At 58.8% G+C, this 25,127-nt stretch carries 26 protein-coding genes; 14 read left to right on the plus strand and 12 right to left on the minus strand.

The genetic code is table 11. The features are described 5' to 3' along the window. Window positions 1-146: 146 nt before the first annotated feature. The 6 genes from dnaK to CGERO_RS01205 all read left to right on the plus strand — a co-directional run bounded on the left by dnaK (window position 147) and on the right by CGERO_RS01205 (window position 6,754). A complete protein-coding gene (dnaK, locus tag CGERO_RS01180) occupies window positions 147-1,973 on the plus strand; it encodes a molecular chaperone DnaK (protein WP_123932998.1) in 1,827 nt (608 codons plus the stop codon). A 2-nt stretch (window positions 1,974-1,975) separates the two neighbouring features. After that, window positions 1,976-2,548 carry a nucleotide exchange factor GrpE gene (gene grpE / locus CGERO_RS01185; protein WP_123935834.1) on the plus strand — a complete coding sequence of 191 codons (573 nt, stop codon included), beginning with the start codon at window positions 1,976-1,978 and terminating at the stop codon, window positions 2,546-2,548. Between the two features lie 145 nt (window positions 2,549-2,693). After that, window positions 2,694-3,863 (plus strand): molecular chaperone DnaJ, encoded by a 1,170-nt coding sequence (dnaJ, locus tag CGERO_RS01190; protein ID WP_123933000.1) that lies wholly within the window; start codon window positions 2,694-2,696, stop codon window positions 3,861-3,863. Between the two features lie 3 nt (window positions 3,864-3,866). Next, the gene (locus CGERO_RS01195; protein ID WP_123933002.1) at window positions 3,867-4,256 is read left to right on the plus strand and encodes a heat shock protein transcriptional repressor HspR; all 390 of its coding nucleotides are present in this window, start codon (window positions 3,867-3,869) and stop codon (window positions 4,254-4,256) included. Between the two features lie 57 nt (window positions 4,257-4,313). Continuing rightward, complete coding sequence (gene exaC, locus CGERO_RS01200; RefSeq protein WP_123933004.1) at window positions 4,314-5,834, plus strand: acetaldehyde dehydrogenase ExaC; 1,521 nt, start codon at window positions 4,314-4,316, stop codon at window positions 5,832-5,834. Between the two features lie 26 nt (window positions 5,835-5,860). Next, complete coding sequence (locus CGERO_RS01205; protein ID WP_123933006.1) at window positions 5,861-6,754, plus strand: Dyp-type peroxidase; 894 nt, start codon at window positions 5,861-5,863, stop codon at window positions 6,752-6,754. Between the two features lie 6 nt (window positions 6,755-6,760). Here the strand turns inward: CGERO_RS01205 and CGERO_RS01210 are convergent, their stop codons facing one another. Further along, window positions 6,761-7,813: an alpha/beta hydrolase gene (locus CGERO_RS01210; RefSeq protein WP_123933008.1), complete on the minus strand. Its 1,053-nt coding sequence runs from the start codon at window positions 7,811-7,813 to the stop codon at window positions 6,761-6,763. Continuing rightward, window positions 7,810-8,040: a hypothetical protein gene (locus CGERO_RS01215; protein WP_123933010.1), complete on the minus strand. Its 231-nt coding sequence runs from the start codon at window positions 8,038-8,040 to the stop codon at window positions 7,810-7,812. The genes CGERO_RS01210 and CGERO_RS01215 overlap by 4 nt, the downstream gene beginning before the upstream one ends. A 99-nt stretch (window positions 8,041-8,139) precedes the next feature. Here CGERO_RS01215 and CGERO_RS01220 point away from each other — a divergent pair, with 99 nt between their 5' ends. Beyond that, window positions 8,140-8,931, plus strand: coding sequence for a carbon-nitrogen hydrolase family protein (locus CGERO_RS01220; RefSeq protein ID WP_123933012.1), 792 nt, complete (start codon window positions 8,140-8,142; stop codon window positions 8,929-8,931). Here the strand turns inward: CGERO_RS01220 and CGERO_RS01225 are convergent. Next, complete coding sequence (locus tag CGERO_RS01225; RefSeq protein WP_123933014.1) at window positions 8,928-9,968, minus strand: ferredoxin reductase domain-containing protein; 1,041 nt, start codon at window positions 9,966-9,968, stop codon at window positions 8,928-8,930. The genes CGERO_RS01220 and CGERO_RS01225 overlap by 4 nt on opposite strands. Before the next feature lie 10 nt (window positions 9,969-9,978). Next, complete coding sequence (locus CGERO_RS01230; RefSeq protein WP_123933016.1) at window positions 9,979-11,037, minus strand: LLM class flavin-dependent oxidoreductase; 1,059 nt, start codon at window positions 11,035-11,037, stop codon at window positions 9,979-9,981. Between the two features lie 113 nt (window positions 11,038-11,150). On the opposite strand from CGERO_RS01230, the gene CGERO_RS01235 reads away from it, so the two are divergent. Together CGERO_RS01235 and clpB are read left to right on the plus strand one after the other, a co-directional pair. Then, complete coding sequence (locus CGERO_RS01235) at window positions 11,151-12,467, plus strand: sodium/glutamate symporter (protein WP_123933018.1); 1,317 nt, start codon at window positions 11,151-11,153, stop codon at window positions 12,465-12,467. A gap of 84 nt (window positions 12,468-12,551) precedes the next feature. Then, entirely contained in the window at window positions 12,552-15,101 is a 2,550-nt protein-coding gene (gene clpB / locus CGERO_RS01240) for an ATP-dependent chaperone ClpB (protein ID WP_123933020.1), read from the plus strand. Window positions 15,102-15,251: 150 nt separating this feature from the next. Here the strand turns inward: clpB and CGERO_RS01245 are convergent, their stop codons facing one another. The 8 genes from CGERO_RS01245 to CGERO_RS01280 all read right to left on the minus strand — a co-directional run bounded on the left by CGERO_RS01245 (window position 15,252) and on the right by CGERO_RS01280 (window position 20,641). After that, complete coding sequence (locus tag CGERO_RS01245) at window positions 15,252-15,611, minus strand: hypothetical protein (RefSeq protein WP_123933022.1); 360 nt, start codon at window positions 15,609-15,611, stop codon at window positions 15,252-15,254. A gap of 291 nt (window positions 15,612-15,902) precedes the next feature. Next, complete coding sequence (locus tag CGERO_RS01250) at window positions 15,903-16,295, minus strand: hypothetical protein (RefSeq protein WP_123933024.1); 393 nt, start codon at window positions 16,293-16,295, stop codon at window positions 15,903-15,905. Window positions 16,296-16,768: 473 nt separating this feature from the next. Next, window positions 16,769-16,963 (minus strand): MarR family transcriptional regulator, encoded by a 195-nt coding sequence (locus tag CGERO_RS01255; protein WP_123933026.1) that lies wholly within the window; start codon window positions 16,961-16,963, stop codon window positions 16,769-16,771. Between the two features lie 7 nt (window positions 16,964-16,970). After that, window positions 16,971-17,531 (minus strand): ATP-binding protein, encoded by a 561-nt coding sequence (locus CGERO_RS01260; protein WP_245998893.1) that lies wholly within the window; start codon window positions 17,529-17,531, stop codon window positions 16,971-16,973. A 238-nt stretch (window positions 17,532-17,769) separates the two neighbouring features. Then, the gene (locus CGERO_RS01265; protein ID WP_123933030.1) at window positions 17,770-18,363 is read right to left on the minus strand and encodes an ABC-2 transporter permease; all 594 of its coding nucleotides are present in this window, start codon (window positions 18,361-18,363) and stop codon (window positions 17,770-17,772) included. Between the two features lie 56 nt (window positions 18,364-18,419). Beyond that, window positions 18,420-18,887 (minus strand): hypothetical protein, encoded by a 468-nt coding sequence (locus CGERO_RS01270; RefSeq protein WP_123933032.1) that lies wholly within the window; start codon window positions 18,885-18,887, stop codon window positions 18,420-18,422. Between the two features lie 109 nt (window positions 18,888-18,996). After that, entirely contained in the window at window positions 18,997-19,185 is a 189-nt protein-coding gene (locus CGERO_RS01275; RefSeq protein ID WP_164470209.1) for a hypothetical protein, read from the minus strand. A gap of 172 nt (window positions 19,186-19,357) precedes the next feature. After that, window positions 19,358-20,641, minus strand: coding sequence for a glycosyltransferase family 87 protein (locus CGERO_RS01280; RefSeq protein ID WP_123933036.1), 1,284 nt, complete (start codon window positions 20,639-20,641; stop codon window positions 19,358-19,360). A 126-nt stretch (window positions 20,642-20,767) separates the two neighbouring features. On the opposite strand from CGERO_RS01280, the gene CGERO_RS01285 reads away from it, so the two are divergent. From CGERO_RS01285 to CGERO_RS01305, 5 genes are read left to right on the plus strand one after another with little or no spacing between them, the layout of a single operon-like run. Beyond that, the gene (locus CGERO_RS01285; protein ID WP_123933038.1) at window positions 20,768-21,598 is read left to right on the plus strand and encodes a sulfurtransferase; all 831 of its coding nucleotides are present in this window, start codon (window positions 20,768-20,770) and stop codon (window positions 21,596-21,598) included. Between the two features lie 10 nt (window positions 21,599-21,608). Beyond that, the gene (locus tag CGERO_RS01290) at window positions 21,609-22,670 is read left to right on the plus strand and encodes a type III secretion system chaperone family protein (protein ID WP_123933040.1); all 1,062 of its coding nucleotides are present in this window, start codon (window positions 21,609-21,611) and stop codon (window positions 22,668-22,670) included. Between the two features lie 2 nt (window positions 22,671-22,672). Beyond that, entirely contained in the window at window positions 22,673-23,212 is a 540-nt protein-coding gene (gene pyrE, locus CGERO_RS01295; RefSeq protein WP_123933042.1) for an orotate phosphoribosyltransferase, read from the plus strand. Beyond that, a complete protein-coding gene (locus CGERO_RS01300) occupies window positions 23,193-23,864 on the plus strand; it encodes a TrmH family RNA methyltransferase (RefSeq protein ID WP_123933044.1) in 672 nt (223 codons plus the stop codon). Before pyrE ends, CGERO_RS01300 begins: the two co-directional genes overlap by 20 nt. Window positions 23,865-23,894: 30 nt before the next feature. Continuing rightward, window positions 23,895-25,025: a glycoside hydrolase family 76 protein gene (locus CGERO_RS01305; protein WP_123935836.1), complete on the plus strand. Its 1,131-nt coding sequence runs from the start codon at window positions 23,895-23,897 to the stop codon at window positions 25,023-25,025. The last annotated feature ends 102 nt before the right edge of the window (window positions 25,026-25,127 follow it).

Consider the following 25,127-nt stretch of genomic DNA (forward strand, 5'->3'; position numbering starts at 1 on the left):
AGTTGAGTCAAGTGGGAACAACTTTGAGGGTTGTGCCGTTGAGTTGAGTGACATTGACTCAAGGCTCTGGTACTCTCGAGCTCCAGAAGTTGAGTTGATGTGTATCAACTTTAAAAGCATCAGATAAATATGGAGGAATTTTTATCATGGGACGCGCAGTAGGTATTGACCTCGGCACCACAAACTCGGTGGTCACCGCCCTCGAAGGTGGCGAGCCGATCGTTATCGCAAACTCTGAGGGTGCCCGCACCACCCCTTCCGTCGTTGCATTTGCCAAGAATGGTGAAGTGCTCGTCGGCCAGTCTGCCAAGAATCAGGCAGTCACCAACGTCGATCGCACCATCCGCTCCGTCAAGCGCCACATCGGCACCGACTGGAACGTTGAGATTGACGACAAGAAGTACACCCCCCAGGAAATCTCCGCTCGCACACTGATGAAGCTGAAGCGCGACGCTGAGTCCTACCTCGGTGACGCGGTAACCGACGCCGTGATCACCGTGCCCGCTTACTTCTCCGATTCCCAGCGCCAGGCCACCAAGGAAGCCGGCCAGATCGCAGGTCTGAACGTACTGCGCATCGTCAACGAGCCCACCGCGGCTGCGCTGGCATACGGCCTGGAAAAGGGCGAGAAGGAACAGACCATTCTCGTCTTCGACCTCGGTGGCGGCACCTTCGACGTCTCCCTGCTGGAAATTGGCGACGGTGTGGTTGAGGTTCGTGCAACCGCTGGCGACAACGAGCTTGGTGGCGATGACTGGGATCAGCGCATCGTCGATTGGCTGGTAGAGAAGTTCAAGTCTGCCAACGGCGTTGACCTTTCCAAGGACAAGATGGCGCTGCAGCGCCTGCGTGAGGCTGCGGAGAAGGCAAAGATTGAGCTGTCCTCTTCCCAGCAGGCAACCATCAACCTGCCCTACATCACCGTCGATGCCGACAAGAACCCGCTGTTCCTCGACGAGACGCTGTCTCGCACCGAGTTCCAGCGCATCACCCAGGATCTGTTAGACCGCACTAAGGCACCGTTTAACCAGGTGATCAAGGACGCCGGCATCTCCGTGGGCGAGATCGACCACGTGGTGCTCGTTGGTGGCTCCACCCGTATGCCTGCCGTCACCGACTTGGTGAAGGAACTCACCGGCGGCAAGGAGCCCAATAAGGGCGTGAACCCGGACGAGGTTGTGGCTGTTGGTGCTGCGCTGCAGGCCGGCGTGCTGCGCGGTGAAGTCAAGGATGTGCTGCTGCTCGACGTCACCCCGCTGTCCCTCGGTATTGAAACCAAGGGTGGTGTGATGACCAAGCTCATCGAGCGCAACACCACCATCCCCACCAAGCGCTCCGAGACCTTCACCACCGCTGAAGACAACCAGCCTTCGGTACAGATCCAGGTGTTCCAGGGCGAGCGCGAGATGGCTGCACACAACAAGCTGCTCGGCTCCTTCGAGCTCGGCGGCATCGCACCAGCTCCGCGCGGTGTGCCCCAGATCGAGGTGACCTTCGACATCGACGCCAACGGCATCGTTCACGTCACCGCGAAGGACAAGGGCACCGGCAAGGAAAACACCATCAAGATCCAGGACGGTTCCGGTCTGTCTCAAGAAGAGATCGACCGCATGGTCAAGGACGCCGAGGCTCACGCTGAGGAGGACAAGAAGCGCCGCGAGGAGCAGGAGACCCGCAATTCTGCTGAGACGATGGCGTACCAGACCCGCAACTTCCTCAACGAAAACGGCGAGAAGGTGTCCGAGGACGTCAAGACCAAGGTAAACGAAGCTGCCGACGCCGTCGATGAGGCCCTCAAGGGCGACGATATTGAGGCGATCAAGCAGGCCGTCGAAAAGCTCTCCGAGGTCTCTCAGGAAATGGGCAAGGCCATCTACGAGGCTGAGGCTGCGAACGCGTCGGACTCCCAGGCTGATGCCAACGACGATGTCGTGGACGCCGAGGTTGTAGACGAGGAGGATGAGAAGAAGTGACGATGCCCGACAATCCGGGCGATCCGGAAAACACCGACCCCGAGGCGACCTCACCCGAGCAAGCCGAGGCTGCAGCGGAACGAGCAGAAGAGGCTGATCTCGACCCCACCCTCGAAGCAGACGTCGACGCTGCGCTCGCCGAGGAAGTTCCCGCGGAACCAACCGTGGAGGATCAACTGGCGGAGCGCACCGAAGACCTGCAGCGTGTGAGCGCCGAGTACGCGAACTATCGCCGCCGTACCGAGCGTGACCGCGCGCAGGGCGTGGAACTGGCTAAATCCCAGGTGGTTGTGCAGTTGCTGCCGATTCTCGATGATCTTGAGTTGGCTGAACAGCACGGCGACCTCGAAGGACCGCTGAAGTCCATGCGCGACAAGCTCCTCGGCGTCACCGAAAGTCTCAAGGTGCAGTCCTTTGGTGAAGAGGGCGAGCCTTTCGACGCCGAACGCCACGAAGCAGTTCAGGATCTCTCCGAGGGAGAGGAAAAAGTACTGGGTACCGTGCTGCGACGCGGCTACCAGATGGGTGATCGTCTCCTTCGCACAGCGATGGTGATTATCGCCGACCCGTCCTAGACGGAACATGCACTACCCAAGGGGCGCTGCTTAGACCATCACGATTTTTAAGGCAGCGCCCCTTGTTTTTAGCTTTAGAAAAATTAGCAACAAAAAAAGGAATAGAAACCGAGAACTTGAGTTTTCGGAAAGGAGGAAAGCGGCCATGGCCATGAAAAATGAGTGGGCAGAAAAGGACTACTATGCAGATCTCGGCGTGAGTTCCAGCGCGAGTGAGCAGGAAATTAAAAAGGCATATCGCAAGCTCGCGCGAGAAAACCACCCCGATTCTCACCCCGGAGACGCAGCCGCTGAAGAACGTTTTAAGAAGGTGGCAGAAGCCTACGACGTGGTGGGTGATCCGGAAAAGCGGCGCGAATACGACGAAATGAAGAGGGCTCTCGCAAGTGGCGGATTCCGCGGCTTCGGGAAGAAAGCGGGGTCCGGTTATGCCGGAGGGTTTCAAGAAGGGTTCGACCTGGGCGACATCTTCGGCCAACGAGGAGGGTTTGCTCAAGAGGACAATCTTGGGGATATCTTCGGTAGCTTTTTCAACCGCGGCGGCGGTGCTACTCGCAAGCCAAATCGCTCGGCGCGAGGGTCGGACGTCCAAACCGAAATAACGCTTGATTTCCGTGAGGCCGCCAAGGGCACCGCTATGCCGATTCAGCTCACGGCACAAGCACCCTGCGAAACCTGCCACGGCTCCGGATCCAGCAGCGGCAAAGTTTCCGTGTGCAGCCACTGTAACGGCTCGGGTTTCATCTCCGAGCAAAAAGGTGCCTTCGGTATGTCATCGCCGTGCGCCTACTGCGGCGGCACCGGGGAAGAGATTGCCGATCCCTGCAGTGATTGCCAGGGCAGCGGCACCAAAACCCGCACCCGAACCATCACCGTGCGTATCCCCGCTGGAGTCACCGACGGCCAGAAGGTGCGATTGGCTGGACAAGGCGAGGCCGGCCGCAACGGCCGCCCCGCGGGTGACCTCTACGTCACCGTGCATGTGAAGGCGGATCCGCTGTTCCAGCGCAATGGCGACAATCTTGAGATCACAGTGCCCGTGTCCTTCCCGGAGGCCGCTCTGGGTGACACGATCTCGGTACCCACCCTTGATTCGCCCGTGCGCGTGAAAATTCCTGCGGGCACACCCAATGGCCGCACGCTTCGTGTACGCGGCCGCGGCATCCAGCGCAAGGGCGCGAAGGCTGGTGACCTCTTGGTCACGGTTGAGGTGAAAGTGCCCAAGGAGATGGACGCCGCCCAAACCAGCGCCTTGCGTGCCTATGCTCAGGCGGAACGTGATGCCGGGTTCAATCCAAGGAAGGATTGGAGGTAAGTCATGCGCGAGAGTGAGGAAGTCTTCGTTATTTCAGTGGCGGCCGAGCTCGCAGGCATGCACGCCCAGACGTTGCGAACCTATGACCGCCTCGGCATCGTCACTCCGAGGCGCACCCGGGGCGGCGGGCGCCGCTACTCACGCAATGACGTGGAACTGTTGCGTACCGTGCAGCACCTCAGCCAAGAAGAAGGCGTGAACCTGGCGGGGATCAAATCAATTATCGAGCTCAAGCAGGAAAATGCTCGCCTGCGCGAAGAGCTTGCAGATGCACAGGAGCGCATTGAGCGCCTGGAGCGCACTCAACGCGCAAGCCGTGGTGAATTGGTGCATGTGCCCCGCTCGACGGCGGTGGTGATGTGGGAGCCGCGGAGGCGTCGAAAAGCTCAGTAACGCAAATCACTGTATGATGGGGCGTGGATCACAATTTCCGAGCTGAGAGGTCATACCATGACTGTGTACGCAAATCCAGGCAGTGAGGGCTCCATCGTCGAGTACCGCAAGCGATACGACAACTTCATCGGCGGTCAGTGGGTCGCGCCTGTCGACGGCGAATACATGGACAACATCACCCCAATCACGGGCGAGGTGTTCTGCCAAGTCGCCAGCGGCAAGAAAGAAGATGTCGAACTTGCCCTCGACGCCGCACACAAGGCGGCCCCGGCATTTGGCAAGACTTCTCCCGCCGAACGCTCCGACATGCTGCTGCGGATCGCCGCACGCATGGAAGAACACCTCGAAGAGCTCGCAGTGGCAGAGACCTGGGAAAATGGCAAGGCCGTGCGCGAAACGCTCGCCGCCGACATTCCACTGGCGATTGACCACTTCCGCTACTTTGCCAGTGCGATCCGCACCCAGGAATCTCGCACCTCCCAAATCGATCACAACACCGTGGCCTACCACTTCCACGAGCCCATCGGCGTGGTCGGTCAGATCATTCCCTGGAACTTCCCGCTGCTCATGGCCGCATGGAAGATCGCTCCTGCACTGGCCACCGGCAACTGCATCGTGCTTAAACCTGCAGAGCAAACCCCCGCATCGATCCTGTTTTGGGTAGATCTCATCGCCGACCTTCTCCCCGAAGGCGTGCTCAATATCATCAATGGCCTGGGCGAGCACGCGGGCGCCGCGCTTTCCGGCTCTGATCGCATTGGCAAGATCGCCTTCACCGGCTCAACCCAGGTGGGCAAGCTGATCAACAAAGCTGCGGCCGACAAGATCATCCCCGTCACCCTTGAGCTAGGTGGCAAATCGCCTTCCATCTTCTTCAAAGACATCATGGAGGCCGACGACGCCTTCCGCGATAAGTGCGTGGAAGGTCTTGCCATGTTCGCACTGAACCAGGGCGAAGTGTGCACCTGCCCTTCGCGTGCCCTAGTCCACGAATCCATCGCCGAGGAATTCCTGGCGCTGGGCGTGGAGCGAGTAAAGCGCATCAAACTGGGCAACCCCCTGGATACTGAAACCATGATGGGCGCGCAGGCCTCCAAGGAACAGCTCGATAAAATTTCCGGCTACCTGGAGCTTGGCCCCAAGGAAGGCGCCGAGGTGCTCACCGGTGGCCATGTGAACAAGATTGAAGGACTCGAAGGTGGCTTCTACATCGAGCCCACCATCTTCAAGGGCACCAACGATATGACGGTGTTCCAAGAGGAGATCTTCGGCCCGGTGCTCTCTGTCGCCACCTTCAAGGACTTCGATGAGGCCATCAAGATCGCCAACGACACCAACTATGGCCTTGGCGCTGGCGTGTGGACTCGCCACCAAAACACCGCCTACCGCGCAGGGCGCGCCATCCAAGCTGGTCGTGTATGGGTGAACCAGTACCACAACTATCCAGCTCACGCTGCCTTCGGCGGCTATAAGGAATCTGGTATCGGGCGCGAGAATCACCTAATGATGCTCGAGCACTATCAGCAGACGAAGAACCTGCTGGTGTCCTACGACGAAAACGCCACCGGGCTGTTCTAAACCCCCGACCCCGCTAGGATGAAGGAGTGTTTCATCAAAGCGGAATCCTAGGAATCGGTACCACTGACCACTCCTTCATCGAATTCAATCTGCGGCAGCCTTCAGCGGAAGCCATTGCAGCGATCGTCGAGGCTGTCAATTTGCCCACCACCGCGGGCGCCAATGTGGTGGTGGGCTTCAAACCCAGCCTGTGGGCGCAGTTTGCAGAGGCCAAGGACATTCCCGACAACGTCCACGACTTCGATGAGGCAATACAAGGCCCAGATGGTTTTTCCATGCCCGCCACTCAGTGCGACGGCTGGCTGTGGGTTCATGCCTCCACCCGCTCCCAAGCATTTGACGTACTCAAGCACCTGCTCAAGACACTCGGTGGCGTTCTTGAACTCAAAACTGAGACCACCGGTTGGGTCTACGAATCCAATCGCGACCTCACCGGTTTTGAAGACGGTACCGAAAACCCTGGTCTGCTCGAAGCTCCCAGCGTGATTGCCATTCCCGATGGCGAGCCGGGCGCCGGGTCCTCGGTGCTGCTCTTTCAATTGTGGAAGCACAAGTCCCGCGCTTGGGAGGCGTTGCCCGTGGAAGAACAAGAACTCGCCATGGGTCGCACGAAAGATGAAAGCGAGGAATTGGATGAGGAAATCATGCCCGATTCCTCTCACGTCTCGCGCACCGTGGTTGAGGTAGACGGTGAGGAACTAGAAATCTATCGCCGCAACGTTGCCTACGGCGATCACCGCGAACACGGCACGGTGTTTGTGGGTTTCAGTTTTGATCAGTGGCGCACCGAAGAAATGCTTCGACGCATGGCAGGCGCAGATGGTGGCCCGCGCGATGAGATCACGCGATTCACCGAGCCTGTTTCCGGCGCGTGGTACGTGTGCCCCTCCATTGACGCTTTGGTGAAGTTCCTGGACTAGCCCGATCTACTCCACTTCGGTTTTCAACCGTTCCAGGAACTCCGCCTTATCAACGTAGGAATGGCCGCGCGCTGCAATCGGCCACTTTTCGCTGCGATACCCCGCTGAGGCTGGATCAAGTCCGTGGATAGCTCCAAAGTTGTTGCCGCTGAGTCCGATGGGGTCCTGGGCGTTGAGCGTGGCGATGATCTTGGTGTCTTCGTTTTTGGGATAACCCTTCACCCCGGGGCTTCCCGCGTAGATGATGGTGTCCGCTTCCAGCCCTTCATGCGCTGCCAAGCCGGTGACGGTTGAGCCATAGGAATGCCCCAAGACGATGAGCTTCGCGTCGGGATTGCGTTGCCGCAATGAGTCCTGAAATTCCTGCAGTGCCGCGGCACCTTGGTGCGCTGGGCGGTGCGCAATACCGCCGACAACGTTCGGCGGCGCAACGTAGCCCATCCACGCCACCGTGGCCGCCCCGGTGCTGGCAGCTACCGTTCGTGCGTCCTCAATCTTTTCTGGCCATGTTTCTGGGTTCGAGCTCCCAACGCCAGGCACCATGGTGATAATGCTGCTCGCTTCATCCAAACTGCCAAAGGCAACAACCGCAGTGCCGTCACCCAACTGCAATACTTGGGCGCCGTCGAGGTTGCCTAGTGCTGGGGTGTCTTGGGCTTGGGCGCACAATGAGTTCAATTCTGCGGCACATGCGGCGTCGAGTTCATTGCCAAGTGCGCTGATCAGTGCGAAGGTTCCATTGAGCGCCGGGATGGCATCTAAGATGAATTGCGGTATGTGCGAAAGGCGATGCATCCATTGCTCTAATTCGGCTTGAGCCTTCGCAGTTTGTTCAAGAATGGCGCTGGCTTGCTCAAAGATTCCCGCAGGCTTGAGCCACGCCTCGAGATTCCTCCCCAGCATTGCTTGTCCCGCCTCAAAAGCCTCACCTTCAACGAGTGCAAAACCTTGCTGCCAGCGCTGTCGTTGCTCCTGCGCGAGACTTTGTAGTGTTTGTGCGTGTTCGCGATGTAAAAGTGCGCTGGTGAGTAGTTCCCCGGATTTCAATGGCAGGCTCATCGCAGGCTCGCCTCCAGTTGTTCATCGATGCTGAACACTTTGGTGATGAACGTCCCGATGCTCTTGTGTGAGGCGTGGATGTGCTGCTCTTCGCGATGCAAATTTTGGTGGATGCGTGCTTCTAATTGCTGAAGAGCCTGGGCGCTGAGGCTTTGGCTCATGGTGCTACGGTTGGGGGAGTAGCCGGAAAAATGCAGGTAGTGGAGAAGTTCTTGGGTTGCTTGCATGTCTTTGATGCTGCCGAGGCGTCGTGACGGAACCAAGCAAACTCCAAAAATTTTTCCTCAAACCCCCAAATCTGTGGATAACTCGCTAGGCTGTGGATCATGCGAATTGCTGTGGCACAAATTACTAGTGGAGCGGATAAATCCGAGAACTTGGAGCTCGTCCGTGAATACTCCCAACGCGCTGCGGATCAAGGCGCGCAGTTGGTGGTGTTCCCGGAGGCGACGATGCAGGGTTTTGGCACTGGCCGCCTCGACCACAACGCGGAGCCCCTTGACGGGCCATTTGTGCAGGCGCTTGAATCCATCGCGGACTCTTCGAGCATCACCATCCTCGCCGGCGTTTTTAGCCCTGCTGACCAGGTGGAACGCGATGGAAAGGCCTTCAATCGCATCGACAATGTTGCCGTCGTTCGCGGCAAGGCGCAGGCGAATTACAAGAAAATCCACACCTACGATGCTTTCGGATACAGGGAGTCGGATACGGTTCGTCCCGGCGAAGCGCTGTGCACTTTTGAGCTTTTCGACGTCACCTTCGGCATTGCCATCTGTTTCGATATCCGCTACCCGGAGCAATTCCGAGAGCTTGCGCGCGCTGGTGCCCAGGTGATCCTGGTACCCGCATCGTGGAATGACGGTGAGGATAAGCAGCGTCAATGGGAATTGCTCAGCGCCGCACGAGCCCTGGATTCCACCTCCTTCGTGGTGGCCTGCGGCCAAGCGCGTCCGGAAGATGAACGCCCAAGTGAGGCACCTACGGGCATTGGCTACTCCAGAGTGTTGGATCCAACTGGCCAGGTGATCGCCAGCGCCGGGGCAACGCCCGAGCTACTCGTGGTGGACATTGATCCGGAGGTGGTGGCGAAGGTACGCAAGACCTTACCGGTGCTCTAGAACTCGGTGGCGCTGCTTCGCCAGAAGGGGCGGAAGGTGAAATCCTGGCTGCTGATCTGCGCTGGCGGCGCTCCGACCTGAATGAGGGCGGCGCGACTTTGCTGCACCTGCTCTTGCGGGCCGGCGATCAAGATATTGCGGTCGCCCCATGAACCGAAACCGGCCAGCACCTCGCCCGCCTGCCCATGTTGTGGCAGGTGGAGGCCTCGCGGTGGCTTTGAATGGGAGGTTGCTCCGACCCACCACTCGTCCACAGGGTTGCTCACAATGGGCATGACGATCAGCCACGGTGCGGCGCTGGCTATTTGCCACAAACTGGCGAGCTCGTAGAGCTCACCGGGATATTCCGCCGCAAAGGCAAGGTGTGTGCGCGGGGGGTCGGGCTGAGAGAAAAGTTCGAGCAGCAGGGAGCGAAGGGCTGCGAATCCGGTGCTGTGGGCAATCAGGAGATTGTCACGGTTGGGGTCAAAGCGGAATCCGCCTCGGCCCTCCCCAATGAGCCAGCGATCCCCAAGGCGGGCCGTGGTTTCGCCGAAGATATGGAACTCAACTTGCCCTGATTCATTAGCTGGAATGGCAGGGAAAAAATACCGCCTGCTACCAAAGTGATCGCTCACCGGAACGTACTGCCCGCTGGCGTAGCGCAGTGGCTGATCTGCGAGAAGTCGAATCACGCTGACTCGACGTGCCCTGCGCTCAACGTGAAGCACGCGAGCACTGATGAGTGTTTCGGGTTCGGCGTGCTCGATTGCCTTAGCCGCGGCGCGGACATGTCGCTCGGCTTCAAGCACCTCGCTAAACGGTAGATCCTGACAGAATTCCCGGATAGCTGCACTGATTCTTTCCGCGTCTACCTGCCGAACGCCCGCCGCAGCGATCGCTGGGGCATTGGCGCGAAACTCCTGCTCCAAATCTTGGTTGCTGGCGGCAATGGTGGCATCGCACAGCAATGAGGCGTGTGGCTGATGCCCAAAAGCGGCCGTGCGAAAGGCCTCGCGATGCTCCGCGAGGCGCTGCGCAACGGTTACGTGACTCACGCTTAATAGATTACTGCACGGGGTAGCCTTCCACGGGTCCTGCCTGCGCGGGTTTCCAACCGAGCGCCGGGGCGACGTGTTCTGCGAAATTGGCAAGGATGGACTGGTTGATTTCCACGCCCGCCTGGTTCGGAATGGTGAGCATGAGAGTGTCGGCGGCCTGCACTGCCTCGTCGTCGAGCAGTTGCTCAATGAGCTTGTCCGGCTCATCAACGTAGGTGCGTCCGAAGGTGCCGGTGGTGCCGTCGATCATGCCAATGGAATCCTTGGACTCGCCAAAGCCGAAGATCTGCCGATCCCGTTCGCTGACGACCGGGAAGACGGAGCGAGAAACGGAAACGCGTGGCGTCCAATCGTGGCCAGCCTCCTTCCATGCGGCACGGTAGCGTTTAATCTGTTCGGCTTGCAGTTCTGAGAGGCTTTGGCCAGTTGCTTCGAGCACCAGAGTCGAGCTCATGAGGTTCACTCCCTCACGTGCAGCTTGTTCGGCGCTTGCGTGGGTGGCTGCACCCCACCAAATACGTCGATCCAAGCCGGGGGAGTAGGGCAGGACGGGGAGTTCCGTACCGGGCCGGTAGAGCTGCGGGTACTGTTCTCCGGCGCTGGCGGCCTTCGCCATAGCTTCGCCACGCACTGCCTTGAGGAACTTCTTGTAGTGCTCGCGTGCGATATCGGCGCCGCGTGGATCTGTGGAGCCCGTGTATCCGAAGGCCTCCCAGCCACGCTCAGCCGGTTCGGGTGATCCTCGGGAGACTCCGAGGGCCACGCGCCCGTCGGCAAGCTGATCCAAGGCGGCGGCTTCTTCGGCAAGGTACAGGGGGTTTTCGTAGCGCATGTCGATAACGCCGGTGCCCACCTCGATGTGCTCGGTGGTGGCTGCGATTGCGCCGAGCAAAGGCATGGGGGAGGCGTTTTGGGGAGCGAAGTGATGGACGCGGAAGTAGGCGCCGTTCACGCCGAGCTCGTCTGCGGCCTGCGAGAGTTCGAGGGCCTGCTTGAGCGTTTCCTTGCCGCTGGGGTGGCCGTTGAGGCTGTAGTGACCGAAACTTAAGAATCCGAATGCTTTCATGCGAACAATATAGGTGACGTATCAACAACATGTCAAGCGGTGCTGATTACAGGCGAAAAAGTCTTTCATCTTAGGATGTGCTTGTACCTGCTGAATGCACTAGGAGAACCCTCTTGGAATACACCCCCTTCACCATGATGACTGATGTCGGTTTTATTTCGATCCTCATGGTGGTCGGCACCTTCATGCGTCGCCACTTTGCATGGTTTCGCAAACTGCTGATCCCGGCATCAATCACCGCCGGACTTCTTGGCCTGCTTCTCGGCCCCGAAGTCCTCGGCATCATTCCTTTTTCCGACAAGCTCGGCGCCTATTCCACCCTGCTGATCGCCGTAGTATTCGCATCGATGCCCTACACCATGAACTTCAACACTGGTGAAGCCGCGAAAGCGCGCAACATGTGGGCATTCTCCACCGGCATGTTCCTTGGGCAGTGGGGCATTTTTATCTTGGTTGGCGCACTCGTTGTAGCTCCCATCTGGGGCACCGAAGACTGGTTCGGCATGATGTTGCCCGTCGGGTTCGTGGGTGGTTTTGGCACCGCGGCAGCCGTTGGTGGAGCCTTGGACGACTCCGGCGTTGCAGCTTCTCTCGGTTTTACCTCTGCAACAGTTGGCACGCTGGCCGCCATCGTGGGTGGCATTATTATGGCGAACTGGGCCATTCGAACTGGCCGCACCAATACTTTGCCCAAGGAGCTCCCCTGGGAACTTCGAAGTGGTCACTATGAGGATCATGAAAACCGCCCCTCCATCGGCAGTGCCACCACTAACCCATCGAGCATTGAACCCCTCGCCCTGCACTTCGGTTTCATCGTTGTTACCGTGCTTTTTGCGTATCTCGCGCAGCAGGGGATCAGCAGCATTTTCCCTGATGTTTCCATTCCGCTCTTTGCGCTTTCTTTCGTGGCGGGAATCTGTGGAGTGATCTTCCTCAAGGTCATCCGCCGCCCCCACTACCTGGATCCGCAGACCGTGAAGTCGATCTCCGGTGGCTCGACGGATTTCCTGATCGCCTTTGGCATTGCGTCCATCGTCCCTGCCGCGGTGGCAAGTTATCTGGTGCCGCTGATCATTCTCTTCGTGCTGGGCGTGGTGTATTGCTTGATCTTCACTCTTGTGATTGCTCCGAAGTTCTTCGGTGAGCAGTGGTTTGAGCGCGGGCTTTTCGGCTGGGGCTGGGCTACCGCTGCAGTGGCTACCGGTATCGCGCTGTTGAAGATCGTCGACCCGGATCTTAAGTCCGGCGCCTTGAGCGAATACGGCGTTGCCTATGTGGGGTTCGCTCCCTTCGAAATCGGTATGACGATCCTGGCGCCGCTGGCCGTCATCGGTGGCTTTGTGCTGGGTCTTGGCGTCGCGGGCACGGCGGTAGCGTTGGTGATTTTGGCATTGCCCTTCTTCTTGGGGTGGACCAAGCAAAAATCTTGAACTTGAGTGGAACAAACTCAACTTTTGAGGCGTTGTGTCCTATGAACGCGGAAAACACCGCGAAATGAAAGGACACAACGAAACATGAACGCTTTTAATCCAACAACGAAAACTCAAGAGGCCCTGCAGCAGGCATTACAGCAGGCCTCCGCGAAGGGCAATCCAGATATTCGCCCGGAGCATTTACTCACGGCCATTTTGAGCCAGGAAGACGGTATTGCAATTCCCGTGCTGCGAGCCACGGGCGTTGATCCGAAGACGGTGCTCGATGAGGCTCGCGGGCTCGTCGAAAAGCTCCCAAGCGCCGAGGGTTCCAACATGGCGAACCCGAACTTTAACCGCGACGCCTTGAATGCGCTTAATGCTGCTCAGGAGCTGGCAGGGGAGCTTGGCGACGACTACGTCTCCACCGAAGTGCTGCTCGCCGGTATCGCTCGTGGCAAGTCCGATGCGGCAGCATTGCTGACCAAGCGCGGCGCGACCTATGACGTGATCAAGGGGGTCTTCCCCTCCGTGCGTGGCAACAAGAAAGTCACGAACGAGGATCCTGAAGGGCAATTCCAGGCATTAGAGAAATACTCCACTGATCTCACGGCGCGTGCGCGCGAAGGCAAGATTGACCCGGTGATCGGCCGTGATTCGGAGATTCGCCGCGTGGTGCAGGTACTTTCGAGGCGCACCAAGAACAACCCTGTACTCATCGGTGAGCCCGGCGTGGGTAAAACCGCCATCGTGGAAGGCCTTGCGCGCCGCATTGTCGCAGGGGATGTGCCGGAAAGCCTGAAGGGCAAGACGCTGATCAGCCTGGATTTGGGCTCGATGGTGGCCGGTGCCAAGTACCGCGGCGAGTTCGAGGAACGCCTCAAGGCCGTGCTCGATGAGATCAAGAGTGCTGAGGGTGAGATCATCACCTTCATCGACGAGCTGCACACGATCGTGGGCGCTGGTGCCACGGGTGATTCCGCCATGGACGCCGGCAATATGATTAAGCCGCTGCTGGCTCGCGGTGAACTGCGCCTGGTAGGTGCCACCACCTTGGACGAGTACCGCAAGTACATCGAAAAAGACGCCGCGCTGGAGCGTCGCTTCCAGCAGGTCTTCGTGGGCGAGCCTTCCGTCGAGGACGCCGTGGGTATCCTGCGCGGGCTGAAGGAACGCTACGAGGTGCACCACGGCGTGCGCATTCAGGACTCCGCGCTGGTGGCCGCAGCAACGCTGTCGGATCGCTACATCACCTCGCGCTTCCTGCCGGACAAGGCCATCGACCTGGTGGATGAAGCAGCATCGCGCCTGCGCATGGAAATCGACTCCTCCCCGCAGGAGATCGACGAGCTCGAGCGCATCGTCCGCCGCCTCGAAATCGAGGAGATGGCGCTGGAAAAGGAGACGGATATTGCCTCCAAGGAGCGCCTGGAAAAGCTGCGCCAAGAGCTTGCCGACGAGCGCGAGAAGCTCGGCGAACTCCAGGCACGCTGGAATAACGAGAAGGGCGCGGTGAACAAGGTCCGCGAGGCAAAGGAAGAGCTGGAGCGATTGCGCCAGGAATCCGAGATTGCCGAGCGCGACGGCGACTATGGCCGAGTGGCAGAGCTGCGCTACGGGCGCATCCCCGAGCTGGAAAAGGAAGTGGCTGCGGCTGAGGCCGAGACTCAGGAGACCACGATGATCTCCGAGGAAGTCACGCCTGACACCATCGCCGAGGTCGTCTCCGCGTGGACCGGCATCCCCGCAGGCAAGATGCTGCAGGGCGAGACGGAAAAGCTGCTCAATATGGAGCTGGAGTTGGGTGCCCGAGTGGTAGGCCAGCACGAGGCCGTGCAGGCAGTATCCGATGCTGTGCGCCGTGCTCGCGCCGGTGTTGCCGACCCGAATCGACCCACCGGCTCCTTCCTCTTCCTGGGCCCCACCGGCGTTGGTAAGACGGAGCTTGCCAAGGCGTTGGCGGAGTTCATGTTCGACGATGAGCGCGCCATGGTTCGCATCGACATGTCCGAGTTCGGTGAGAAGCACTCCGTGGCCCGCCTCGTCGGTGCCCCTCCCGGATACGTCGGCTACGACCAGGGCGGCCAGCTCACCGAGGCAGTGCGACGCCGCCCCTACACCGTCGTGCTGTTCGACGAGGTAGAAAAGGCTCACCCGGACGTCTTCGACATCCTCTTGCAGGTGCTCGACGAGGGCAGGCTTACCGACGGCCAAGGCCGCACCGTGGACTTCCGCAACACCGTGTTGATCCTGACCTCCAACCTGGGCGCCGGTGGCACCCGGGAGCAGATGATGGACGCGGTAAAGCACGCCTTCAAGCCGGAGTTCGTCAATCGCCTGGACGACGTGGTGATCTTCGATCCGCTCAGCGAGGAACAGCTCACGAGCATCGTGGACATTCAGATCCGCCAACTGGCAGCTCGACTCCAGGGCCGCCGCCTGGTACTGGACGTGTCCGATGCCGCCAAGCTGTGGCTTGCCGAGCGGGGCTATGACCCCGCCTACGGTGCACGCCCGCTGCGCCGACTGATCCAGCAGGCCATTGGCGATCAACTGGCCAAGAAGCTGTTGGCCGGTGAAGTCCGCGACGGCGATACCGTCCACGTGGACGTTGCCGATGGTGGCGAGCAGTTGGATGTAGAGGCCCGCTAAAGGGCGGCAACATAACGGCGCGCGGGAACGAGTTAGTCCCGCGCGCCAGTTTTTGCTGGCCTCGATCATTCAGGCTGTCGCTCGCCACGAAAAACGGTACGCAGCAACAGTGATTGCATCATTGGATGCTTGATCGAAAACGCTCCCGTCTTATCCTGAGACTTCGCGGAATTGTTCCGTTGGGGAAGCCCTGGGAAGCAAGCTCACCAATCCGGCAGCGGCCAGCAGTGCGATGATGAGGTAGAACGCAACGTGCGTCTGCGGTGCCAGTAACGCGAACAGCAACATGCCGGTGGGGATGCCGATCGTGTTCACGATCTGGTCGCGAACCGCGAATCGGTGCACCAACTCCGGGCAATCAAAGGATTGGCCAATCACGTCCCAGTTGATTCCGGCAATTGCGGCGAGCCCGCCGCTGAGAGCCGTCACTATCGAGATCAGGGCAAAATTGGGGCTTTGAGTGAGCGCGAATAGATGCAGGATGTACGCGATGCATACCCCGAATTGCATGAGGTTCCATGGGATCTTCTTCAATGGTGCCCAATTGGAGGAAAATGATCCCCGCAGCGAGCCTGCTGCGCCGGCAGCCGCGAACCATCCCTAGAAAGTTCTGCATCACCACAGTTGGTGCAGCGGTGCCTAGGAACCCAATTGTCACAGCGACCATGAGCCAGGTGAAGAGACCAAAACTCACCCAGGTTGGCAGTGTGATCCCGCGTGGCAGGACGTGGTTCTCCGCTTCTTGCTGCTCCACGGCAGGTTCTTCCTGCTCGGCCGCATGGATGTTCCAGTACGAGGCAATCAACGCGATCGAAATGAGGAACGTGAGGACGTCGATAAGCAAGACAGCCTGAAAACCCCGCCCAACAGCCAGGGCTGTGCCAACCAGCGGGCCGGTTTCGCCTTATGGCGCTCCTCCTCGGTCAAAATCACCGACAACAGCGAGAAGCGGTGCGGTCCAAACCAGGGAGTGGACAGGCCGTAGCAGAACGAGGAAACAACGAAGGCGAAAGGCCAGTACTCCGGTGTGAAGAGCATCCACAGCAACAACCCGCCTTGAGCAAGCGCGTGGCCGACATCGGAGAGAATCATGGCGCGTGCCGGGAAGCGCGATGCAGGGATTCTCTCCATCAATAGTTTGGCTGACCACAGTGCGATGAGAGCGGCGGTCAGAAGCCTGCCGGAGCTATCCAAGCGGAATGATTGGATAGCGAAGGCGACGGGAATGAGGCCGTCGCCGAAGGTTGAAGCCTAGACGGCTGCAAGGAGAGCTGACACTCTGGATTGAAATCGCAATCGGATCCTAGTCTGTGTCGAAGATTCCGGATGTTAGACCTCAAAAAGTATAGGCTTTTGCACCGTAGCTCCAAGGAGACTGAACGTTTCCGAGGTGCAAGCTCCGCAGTATACGGAGGGATGCTTTCGATTTGAGCTTTTGATTCCTGAATTTTGGTACATCCGCAAAGGGTTCCTTTGTGAGTGTCGCGCAAGATCGCAAAGGAGGTGTCGCTTGCAGCAATCGTTCGCCTCGGCGTTGAGGTCGTGCCGGACGGTAAAGGTGTCTAAGACCTGCTAGTTCCCTTTTTGATCGCGTTGGAGGCCTACGTTGGGCTTTGCAGGATGGAGCTCAACTTCTCAAAGCGGATTCATGCTGGATGGGCCGGTTTCTAATGAGTGACCTTCCTATACCGCTGCTTGGGACTCCTCAATGGTGCGGTTCGTTCCACCTCATTTGCGTTGAGCAGTTTGTTCAAGGCGTACTGCGTGGCGCTTCGGCTCAGTCCGAGCTTGGAAGTAATTTCTGCAGTGCTCAGACTGGAGTTGCTTTCGAGAAGCTCGCGGATCATTGCTTCCGAAGTCAAATGTGCTTCACCTTCTGCGATCCGTCTGCGCTGGAAAGTTATTCGAAAACTGTTGAGGTCCGCCTGGATCAGTGGGGGGAGGCATGAGGTTGTCTGCCAGCGACTTCCTAATCGCTTGGATTCCCGTTCCGCGATTTTCCGCAAGTGCACCCCGCGCAGTATGGAGGTTCTCTAGTATTCCGGCAATGTGCTGATTCCTAGTTGAGCTCACACCATCGTGACCCAATTGGTCCAGTCGAACGTTGCCGAATATGCCACCTGGGCTCAGGATCTCAAGCCGGTCAACGAACAGGTTGATTTGTACCTGGCTGCCACGTGCCTGCGGCGAATAGTCGCGGTGCATCAACGCGTTGACCAATGCCTCGCGGACTGCGACGAGAGGATAGTCGGGAACGTCCTTCCGGTAAACGCCATCGATAAGAGCAGCAGTATTCATGTTCTGCTCGACCAAGTCGACGCCATTTTGAACCAGGGTAGGAATTGCCCCAGCGAGCGTTTCCGAGGACAACATGCGAATGTCGCCAGCCCCATTTGCCTTAGTGGTGCCTGGATAATGTGCAAAAGTCACTGTCAAGCGCGGAAAGATGGCTTGTGGAAAGGCAGGTAGAGACATAAATTGCCTCATCTTCTGCAAGCTTCCCAACTTTGGGAAGTTGGCTTGCGAAGTTGGGAAGCTACCCCACGTCCCTACGCAGGAAACCCATCCAACCCAAGCACAGCACTACCACGGCAACCAAAGGCAACAGCAACACGCTGGCATTAAAGCCATGCAGCAGTGGGATCTCCTCATACGCCCAGCTCAGTGGTCAGAAGTTGCGTAGGTGTTCCAGGTCGGCGTTCGCCTTGCCCAGCGCATCCAGAATGAAGCCCAGCACGATTACGGCTGCGCCGCCTCCAACAGCGGGCCCCGCTTTCCCTGTGCCAGTACCAATCGCCAGCGCCACGCAAGAGCAGAGGAAGCCGATCAGTAGATAGCTCAGAATTTCCGCAAGCACTTTGCCCCAGTCGCGGCCGAGTTTCGCAGGCCCATTGAGTACCGCCAAACCAAGTGCCACCAAAAATCCAAGCAACACAAAGCGCACCACAATGGCCGCCACCTTCTGCCAGTACACGCTGCTGCGGGAGATCCCGTGGGCAAGTGTCAGCTCCAGAACACCAGTCTCTTCCTGGCCTGCAATCGCGCCTTTGCCCCACACCACGCCCGCGCCGCATAGGACAAACAACCCAAGCAACGAGAAAAACGTGGAGTGCACCCACCCCGCACCAGAAGTAATCGCAGCAAAACCGAGCGCATCCACCATGCCCTTGGGCATCGCTTGGATGAATTGCTCCATGCCTACGTCCATGCCCATGGATGGGTAGAAGGAGCTATACAGCGTCAATACTGCGAGCAGCGCCACGCCTCACAAAGCCAGGGTTCTAAGGCTGGCGCGGACGTCGAAAAGCAAAAGCATCCTTAGCTCCTCTGGTACATGGTGAGCACCGATTGCTCGAGGGAGGGTTCCTCGCAGAGTAGGTCGATGGCGTGGTGGCGGGCGCAGTAGTCGATGAGTGCGGCCACCTGATCCTGCAGCACGGCGCTGAGCAGCAGTTGATCATTGTGCTCGCGCACCTGCACGTCGGTGGCGAAGGACTGCAGTTCGCTGCACAATTGCTCTGCATCGCCCGAATCAAACGTGATACGCACTTGACGCCCTGCGGCTTTGCGCAGTTCAGCAACGCTGACTGTCTGCCCAATCGAGCCTTCGCGCAGCACTGCGGCCTCCTCTGCAATGTGTTCAATTTCGCCCAAGATGTGGGAGGGCAAAAACACCGTCGCCCCGTCGCGGGCGGCCTGGGCAAACAGCTCCAGCACCTGCTGTTGCACGATGGGATCAAGCCCGGACGTCGGCTCATCCAAAATAAGCAGTTTGGGTCGGTGCATGAGCGACTGGATGATGCCGATTTTTTACTTATTGCCTTTTGAAAGCTTGCCTGTGCGCCGAGCAGTATCCAGCTCCAGTTGTTGAGCGAGTGAGAAAGCGCGCTCAAGCTCATTGCCGTCGATCGGATTCAGTGCCGCCCCACGCCTTGAATAACGTCTGCGCGTTCTGGCGGGGATCCAAATGGATTTCCCCGGGCAGGTATCCCACTTGTCTGCGGATCGCTACGCCCTCGCGGCGGGGATCGCGCCCCAACACCTCAACCCTGCCGGAGGTTGGGCGCAAAAGTTCCAGCAGCATGCGCATCAGAGTGGATTGGCCGGCACCGTTTTGGAGCCGATCAGTCCAAACACCATGACCTCGGGAACTTCAAGATCGGTGGCGTTGAGCGCTGGGACCTTCCCGAATTTCTTCACCAGCCGCTGCGTGGTGATAACCAGCGTGCTTGCTCCTCACATCCTGAATACCGATGTTACGCCCGGCGGTGACGCCCAGGTTGTTGAATAAACGCTTCACCCAGCACCAACAGTGGGAGGACAAAGAGCAACGCAATAGTGGTGATGAACATCGTATCTGTACCAACGAAGGTGGGATCTTCCACTCCCAGCGTCCCCGCCAAAGGTGACAGGTACATCGCAACTGCCACCGCGCCTAGTGCCCAAGCGAGATCGCGTAGAGGGCCGCGAATCGACAACACGCCAGCGATCAGCAGCGCCGCCACGCAGAAATAATGAGCCCACACGATGGAACTGAACACCACGGTGCAGCAATACGCCACGCAGGCCAGGATGGCGAAGCGACGGCGCTCGTTGAACAATGCAGCAACGCCGGCAAGTGCTGCGGCACCGAGTGCAAGGCCATAGTTGAGCACCTTCACGCCACTTGGAAGGCGTGAGCTTTCAACGCTTTGCACAACGAGCCCTGGTTCAAGTTGCTCACTGAGATGCTGAGAGTACAACGACAAGTTCGCGCCGCCTACTTGCACCTGTGAGCGCAAGGTTTGCAGCCTTTCGATCCATGTCCCGAATACCTCAGGACCCAGGGTGATGAAGGAGACGATCACCACTACGGACGCGGTGCCTGCGGCCATCAGGGCGGCAGTCCTGCGACGGGGGAAGAATGCTAACAGCACAATAATCGCCAACGGTGTGAGCTTGATGGCCGCAACTAATCCCAGGCAGAGCCCCGCTCGTTTTGGTTGCACGTGCGCCATGGCCAGCGAATATGCCACGGCGGCAACGATCAGGGGCGTGGTTTGCCCAAGCCACAGCGAAAATTGCAGGGGGAAGGAGATGAGCAGCAGCACCATTCCCGGCAGCGTTACTTGCACTGGTGCCGTTCGCCCGCGCCACAGGTAGAAAGCGCTCGCGGGGATGATGGCGCACGCCAAGCAGCTCAAGTAGGTCAGTCCCAGCGCCGTCGCTTTTGCGCTGAGGCCGATGGACGCCAGGAGGCTGAAAAACCACGCCACTGCGGGAATGTGGACGAAGGGGTGCGGGTGCGGGGAGATGTCTGCAATGCTGGGCGCAAGGTCTGTCCAGGGGCCTGTGCCGATGTTGCTGAAGTCGAGCGGATCGAAGTCATAGATTCGCAGGGGATCAATCCCCTCAGCGATGATCTTGCCTGCGAGCCACAGCGAGGCGAAGTCATCGACTTGCCATCGGTTTTGTATAAACCACGTGGCAAAGAAGGCAAGGATGGCAGCGAATGCCCACGAGGACTTGGTCATGAGCGGGCTGGGCGTTCGAAATTCCAAGGAATACTCTCTTCGGGTGGCTGCAGGTGCTTTGTTCAGAATACGTGGGGCGTCGAAAAGCCAAAAAGTGTGACTCAATCTACTTCAATGCGCATTCGGCGGGTGCCCCCTTTAATATCGGAGGGCATGAGCGTAACTATCTCTGCTGAAGAACTGGCTGAACGCATCCACTCAGGCAGCAATAACATCCTGCTTGCTAGCCTGTGGTCCGCAAACGAAGGCGGCGGTTTTGCCCAGTTCAATTCCGAGCACATTCCTACTGCGAAGTTCTGCGATCCTGCGGCGGCCTTGGCCGGTACGCCGGGTTCCGCTGGCGGGCGCAACCCATTGCCCACCAAAGATATTTTGGATCGTTGGTTCAATCGCTGGGGGCTGACCGATGACCGCCAGGTGGTGGTCTATGACAACTTCCGCGGCCTCTACGCTGCGCGTGCGTGGTGGGTGCTGAAGTGGGCTGGTGTGCAAGACGTGGTGGTGCTCGACGGTGGTCAGTCTCACTGGGAAGCGACCGGCCACCAGCTCATCGGCGGGCCCGGCAATCCGCGAGGTTACGCCAATATCACCTCACAGCCTGGTCAATTGCCCACGGCCAGCATCGAGGATGTGAAAAAGCACGACGGCATTCTCCTGGATGCGCGTGAGCGCAATCGTTTTGCAGGGCGCAAGGAGTTCCTTGACCTCAAGGCGGGCCACATTCCGGGAGCCATTAACATCCCCACTCGTGATGTGCTCAATGAGGATCTCACCTTCAAATCCGCAGATGAGTTGCGCAAAATTTTCAACGATGCGGGCATTGAGTCGGCCGAGAACGTCATCATCTATTCGGGTTCTGGTAACCACTCGGCGCAGGTCATCATGGCGATGGAGATCGCCGGGATTGGTATTCCTCGCCACTACATCGGTGGTTGGTCGCAGTGGTGCGCGAATGAGAAAAACCCGGTAGAGCGCGGCGACTAAACTCAATCCCATGCTCTTTTTCCTCGCTGCCGTCCTCGGGCTCGCCGGTGTTGCGCTTTGGCTTTTCGACGTCCAACGTAACCGACCCCCGCGTCAAACATTGCCTGAGCAGGAGCCCATTGTGAAGGCGGAACTTGGGCCCGAGGAAGTGGAGTCTCCGGAGGAGTTTAGCGCTGGACCGCCAGCGGCTGAGCCGAAACCGAAGCGTTCTTCTTTCCAGGGCTTTCCTGCCGGTTTGCGTAGGGAAAAGCGCCAATGGGCTCAATCTCAGGGCTTTGATTTTGAGAAAAGCGATGATCTCTTGGCGCAGGAATGGGAGCGAGGCCCTGAGGGGACAGCGAAGAACATAGTGAGCGGATCTGCGCGCGGCACTGAGATTCGCCTCTTCGAAATCAATGGAATCACTATGATGGCTGCTCGCAGGAACGCGGCCTCCGAGGTGCTCTTCTTGGCGCAGCGCGAAGCGGATCCGGATCTCATCCGCGTTGGCCAGGCCGATGATCTTGTGCTCATGGGCAGTGATCAGGGCGCTGTGCAGCGCATGTTGGATGAACGGGCATATCGCTGCTTCTCCTTATTGCCTGACGCCGTTGAATCCGTGTGGTGCGAGGCTGATTGGGTCCTCACGCAATTGTCTAAGCCAAATCATCAGCAGGATTGGAATCAAACTGCCCAGGCCATCACCTGGCTTGCTGACGCGGCTATGGTGTTGCCGAGGCGTGGCAATACCGATCTCCCCGTCCCGCTTGAGCAGATGGATCCCACCCGCCCCCTGCCACCGACCCCACCGGCGCAGGAACTGGAACAGGACGCTACTGCGGCCAATGTCCCTGAGCCGGAGATCGAGGCGACCGTGGTGGAGCTCCCCAGCCGTGCAGCGAAGATCTCGATGGGGGAGGTGGAGCAGCGCCCACTCGGTGGTGATGAGATTGATCCCATTGGCACTGGTGAAAAGCCACAGCCCAGTGATTTCCAGGGAACCCGGGTGCTCCGCGACTTAAGCGCTGGTTCCAGTATTTTTGATGACGTTGCCCGCGATCTTGGCACCGACCCTCTAGAAAAGGATGAGTGAACATGAACGAATCGAAGAAGCAGCAATTGGCGCAGCTCGTGAAAGAGCTTGCAGTTGTGCACGGAAAAGTCACGCTTTCTTCCGGCAAGGAAGCCGATTATTACGTTGATCTACGTCGCGCCACCTTGCATCATGAGGCGTCGAGGCTCATTGGCGAGCTCTTGCGCGAGCTCACCCACGACCTCAACTACGTGGCCGTCGGTGGTCTGACGCTGGGCGCTGATCCCGTGGCCACCTCGATCATGCATGCTGAGGGCCGCCCGATCGACGCGTTCGTGGTGCGCAAAGAGGCAAAGAAACACGGTATGCAGCGCCGCATTGAGGGCCCAGACATTGTGGGCAAGAAGGTGCTGGTGGTTGAGGACACCACCACCACTGGTAACTCCCCGCTGACGGCTGTTGCGGCTTTGCGCGAGGCCGGTGCGGAAGTGGTGGGCGTTGCCACCGTGGTCGACCGAGCAACCGGTGCCGCCGATGTCATCGCCGCCGAGGGTTTGGAATACCGCTACATCTTGGGGTTGGATGATCTTGGTCTTGAGTGATCAACCGGGGCCGACGGAATGGGGCGAATCTCGCCACGGCGTCGGCCCCTGGGAACAGGAGCGCCCCGGCCAGCTTGCCGACGACCCCCGCTACGATCCAGAACTGCTCGCCGAAGGGGATCGCCGTAACGTCGTGGATGCCTACCGCTACTGGCGCCGCGAGGCAATCGTTGCCGACATTGATACCCGCCGCCACGATCTGCACATCGCGATTGAGAACTTCGAGCACGACGCCAATATCGGCACCGTGGTGCGCACAGCGAATGCTTTCGCCGTGAATACCGTGCACATTGTCGGGCGCCGTCGCTGGAATCGGCGAGGCGCGATGGTGACGGATCGCTACCAGCACCTGCAGCATCATGCGAATATCGCCGAGCTGCTTGAGTGGGCAAAACAGCAGGGGCTGATAGTGGTAGCCATCGACAACACCCCCGGCTCAGTGCCCCTGGAAACGGCAGCATTGCCACGCCGCTGCCTGCTGTTATTCGGCCAGGAAGGTCCGGGTGTTTCCGAGGATGCCAGCAGTAAAGCAGCGATGACATGTTCCATTGCGCAGTTTGGTTCCACCCGTTCGATTAACGTGGGCGTAGCGGCAGGTATTGCGATGCATGCATGGATTCGTCAATATGCTGATCTAGGTAACGCTTGGTAAAAGAAGTGATAGGGAGATTTCGTGTCTGAGATGTGGCTGCATCGCGCAGATCTTGCTGAACAGGCAATTAATGAGCGGCATGCGCAGTCATTGTGGTTGCTGCCAAAGACCAATTTGGCGGTAGTTGCGTGGCCGCCCACCACGAAGGAAAAACTTCACTACCGGTGGCATTACTGGTGGCAGGCTCATTACTTGGATTGCCTTGTCGACGCAGCCTCGCGCCGCGCAACCAAAGCGCGCAAACTTCAAATCCGTCAGACACTCCTGGGGCTTCGTATCCGCCAGCTTGGCAGGCTCACCCGTAATAAGTACTACGACGATAAGTCCTGGCTGGCGCTCGCCATGGCTCGTGCCAAAAAGCTGGAGAGAAAGTCCAAACCGAAGTACCTACGCGCGCTTGAAGCCAACATTATTGACGGCATTGATTCAACCACTGGGGTGCTGCCGTGGCGGGTAGGGGAGCACTTCTTTAACGTTCCAACCAATGGTCCTGCGGCGATCATGCTGGCGCGCAACGGTGATATTCGCCAGGCGCGGGAGCTTGTTGATTGGATGATCGACAATCTCTTGGCGGAAAACGGCCTGATTATGGACGGTATCCGCATGACCATGGAAGGCCCGAAGGTGGTCAAACCCACCCACCCCTATTGTCAGGGAGTGGTCATCGGTGCCTGCGTGGAGATCGCGGAGGCTCTGCGTGAGCACGACTATGAAACTTCCGTCCAGTACCTCACTCACGCTCGTGCTCTGGTGCATGCGGTTGCAAAAGAAATGGCAACGTCCGCGGGAGTGATCGACTGGGCAACTGGCGATGGCGACGGAGGTCTGTTCAAGGGCATCCTCGTTCGCTATCTGGCGGATCTGGCTGTACGGATTCCTGAGGATAATGACGCCAATATCGCCACCAAGCGCATTGCGCGGCGGCTGGTGCTTGCCTCGGCTGAAAGCGTTTGGGCCCACCGGCTAGAGGTCGATGGCCTCCCAGTTTTCCCAACGGACTGGACTGAGGATGCTCGTTTGCCTCATAACTTTGGTGTGGGTGGCTCGTCGCTTTCGGATATTGTCCGAGTTGTCCGCATTGACGAGCGTGATCTCTCCGTGCAGCTCTCCGGCTGGATGCTGCTTGAAGCTGCTGCGCGAGTATCTGCTCACTCCAGTTAAGTTGGGCTCGTGTTTGCCCATGCCCGAATATGTGGGATTTCTCTCGCAATTTGCGCGGATTTTTTCGTAATCGGGCAAGCGAGCGAATGCTTTCGCTGGCAT

The sequence above is a fragment of the Corynebacterium gerontici genome (genome assembly GCF_003813985.1).
Lineage (GTDB): Bacteria > Actinomycetota > Actinomycetes > Mycobacteriales > Mycobacteriaceae > Corynebacterium > Corynebacterium gerontici.

What these genes read in the sequence shown, in the direction of transcription:
- dnaK (WP_123932998.1), top strand. Translation starts at nt 147, where the DNA reads ATGGGACGCGCAGTAGGTATTGACCTCGGCACCACAAACTCGGTGGTC.
- grpE (WP_123935834.1), top strand. Translation starts at nt 1,976, where the DNA reads ATGCCCGACAATCCGGGCGATCCGGAAAACACCGACCCCGAGGCGACC.
- dnaJ (WP_123933000.1), top strand. Translation starts at nt 2,694, where the DNA reads ATGGCCATGAAAAATGAGTGGGCAGAAAAGGACTACTATGCAGATCTC.
- CGERO_RS01195 (WP_123933002.1), top strand. Translation starts at nt 3,867, where the DNA reads ATGCGCGAGAGTGAGGAAGTCTTCGTTATTTCAGTGGCGGCCGAGCTC.
- exaC (WP_123933004.1), top strand. Translation starts at nt 4,314, where the DNA reads ATGACTGTGTACGCAAATCCAGGCAGTGAGGGCTCCATCGTCGAGTAC.
- CGERO_RS01210 (WP_123933008.1), bottom strand. Translation starts at nt 7,813, where the DNA reads ATGAGCCTGCCATTGAAATCCGGGGAACTACTCACCAGCGCACTTTTA.
- CGERO_RS01215 (WP_123933010.1), bottom strand. Translation starts at nt 8,040, where the DNA reads ATGCAAGCAACCCAAGAACTTCTCCACTACCTGCATTTTTCCGGCTAC.
- CGERO_RS01220 (WP_123933012.1), top strand. Translation starts at nt 8,140, where the DNA reads ATGCGAATTGCTGTGGCACAAATTACTAGTGGAGCGGATAAATCCGAG.
- CGERO_RS01230 (WP_123933016.1), bottom strand. Translation starts at nt 11,037, where the DNA reads ATGAAAGCATTCGGATTCTTAAGTTTCGGTCACTACAGCCTCAACGGC.
- clpB (WP_123933020.1), top strand. Translation starts at nt 12,552, where the DNA reads ATGAACGCTTTTAATCCAACAACGAAAACTCAAGAGGCCCTGCAGCAG.
- CGERO_RS01245 (WP_123933022.1), bottom strand. Translation starts at nt 15,611, where the DNA reads ATGCAATTCGGGGTATGCATCGCGTACATCCTGCATCTATTCGCGCTC.
- CGERO_RS01270 (WP_123933032.1), bottom strand. Translation starts at nt 18,887, where the DNA reads ATGCACCGACCCAAACTGCTTATTTTGGATGAGCCGACGTCCGGGCTT.
- CGERO_RS01275 (WP_164470209.1), bottom strand. Translation starts at nt 19,185, where the DNA reads ATGCTGCTGGAACTTTTGCGCCCAACCTCCGGCAGGGTTGAGGTGTTG.
- CGERO_RS01285 (WP_123933038.1), top strand. Translation starts at nt 20,768, where the DNA reads ATGAGCGTAACTATCTCTGCTGAAGAACTGGCTGAACGCATCCACTCA.
- CGERO_RS01290 (WP_123933040.1), top strand. Translation starts at nt 21,609, where the DNA reads ATGCTCTTTTTCCTCGCTGCCGTCCTCGGGCTCGCCGGTGTTGCGCTT.
- pyrE (WP_123933042.1), top strand. Translation starts at nt 22,673, where the DNA reads ATGAACGAATCGAAGAAGCAGCAATTGGCGCAGCTCGTGAAAGAGCTT.
- CGERO_RS01300 (WP_123933044.1), top strand. Translation starts at nt 23,193, where the DNA reads ATGATCTTGGTCTTGAGTGATCAACCGGGGCCGACGGAATGGGGCGAA.
- CGERO_RS01305 (WP_123935836.1), top strand. Translation starts at nt 23,895, where the DNA reads ATGTGGCTGCATCGCGCAGATCTTGCTGAACAGGCAATTAATGAGCGG.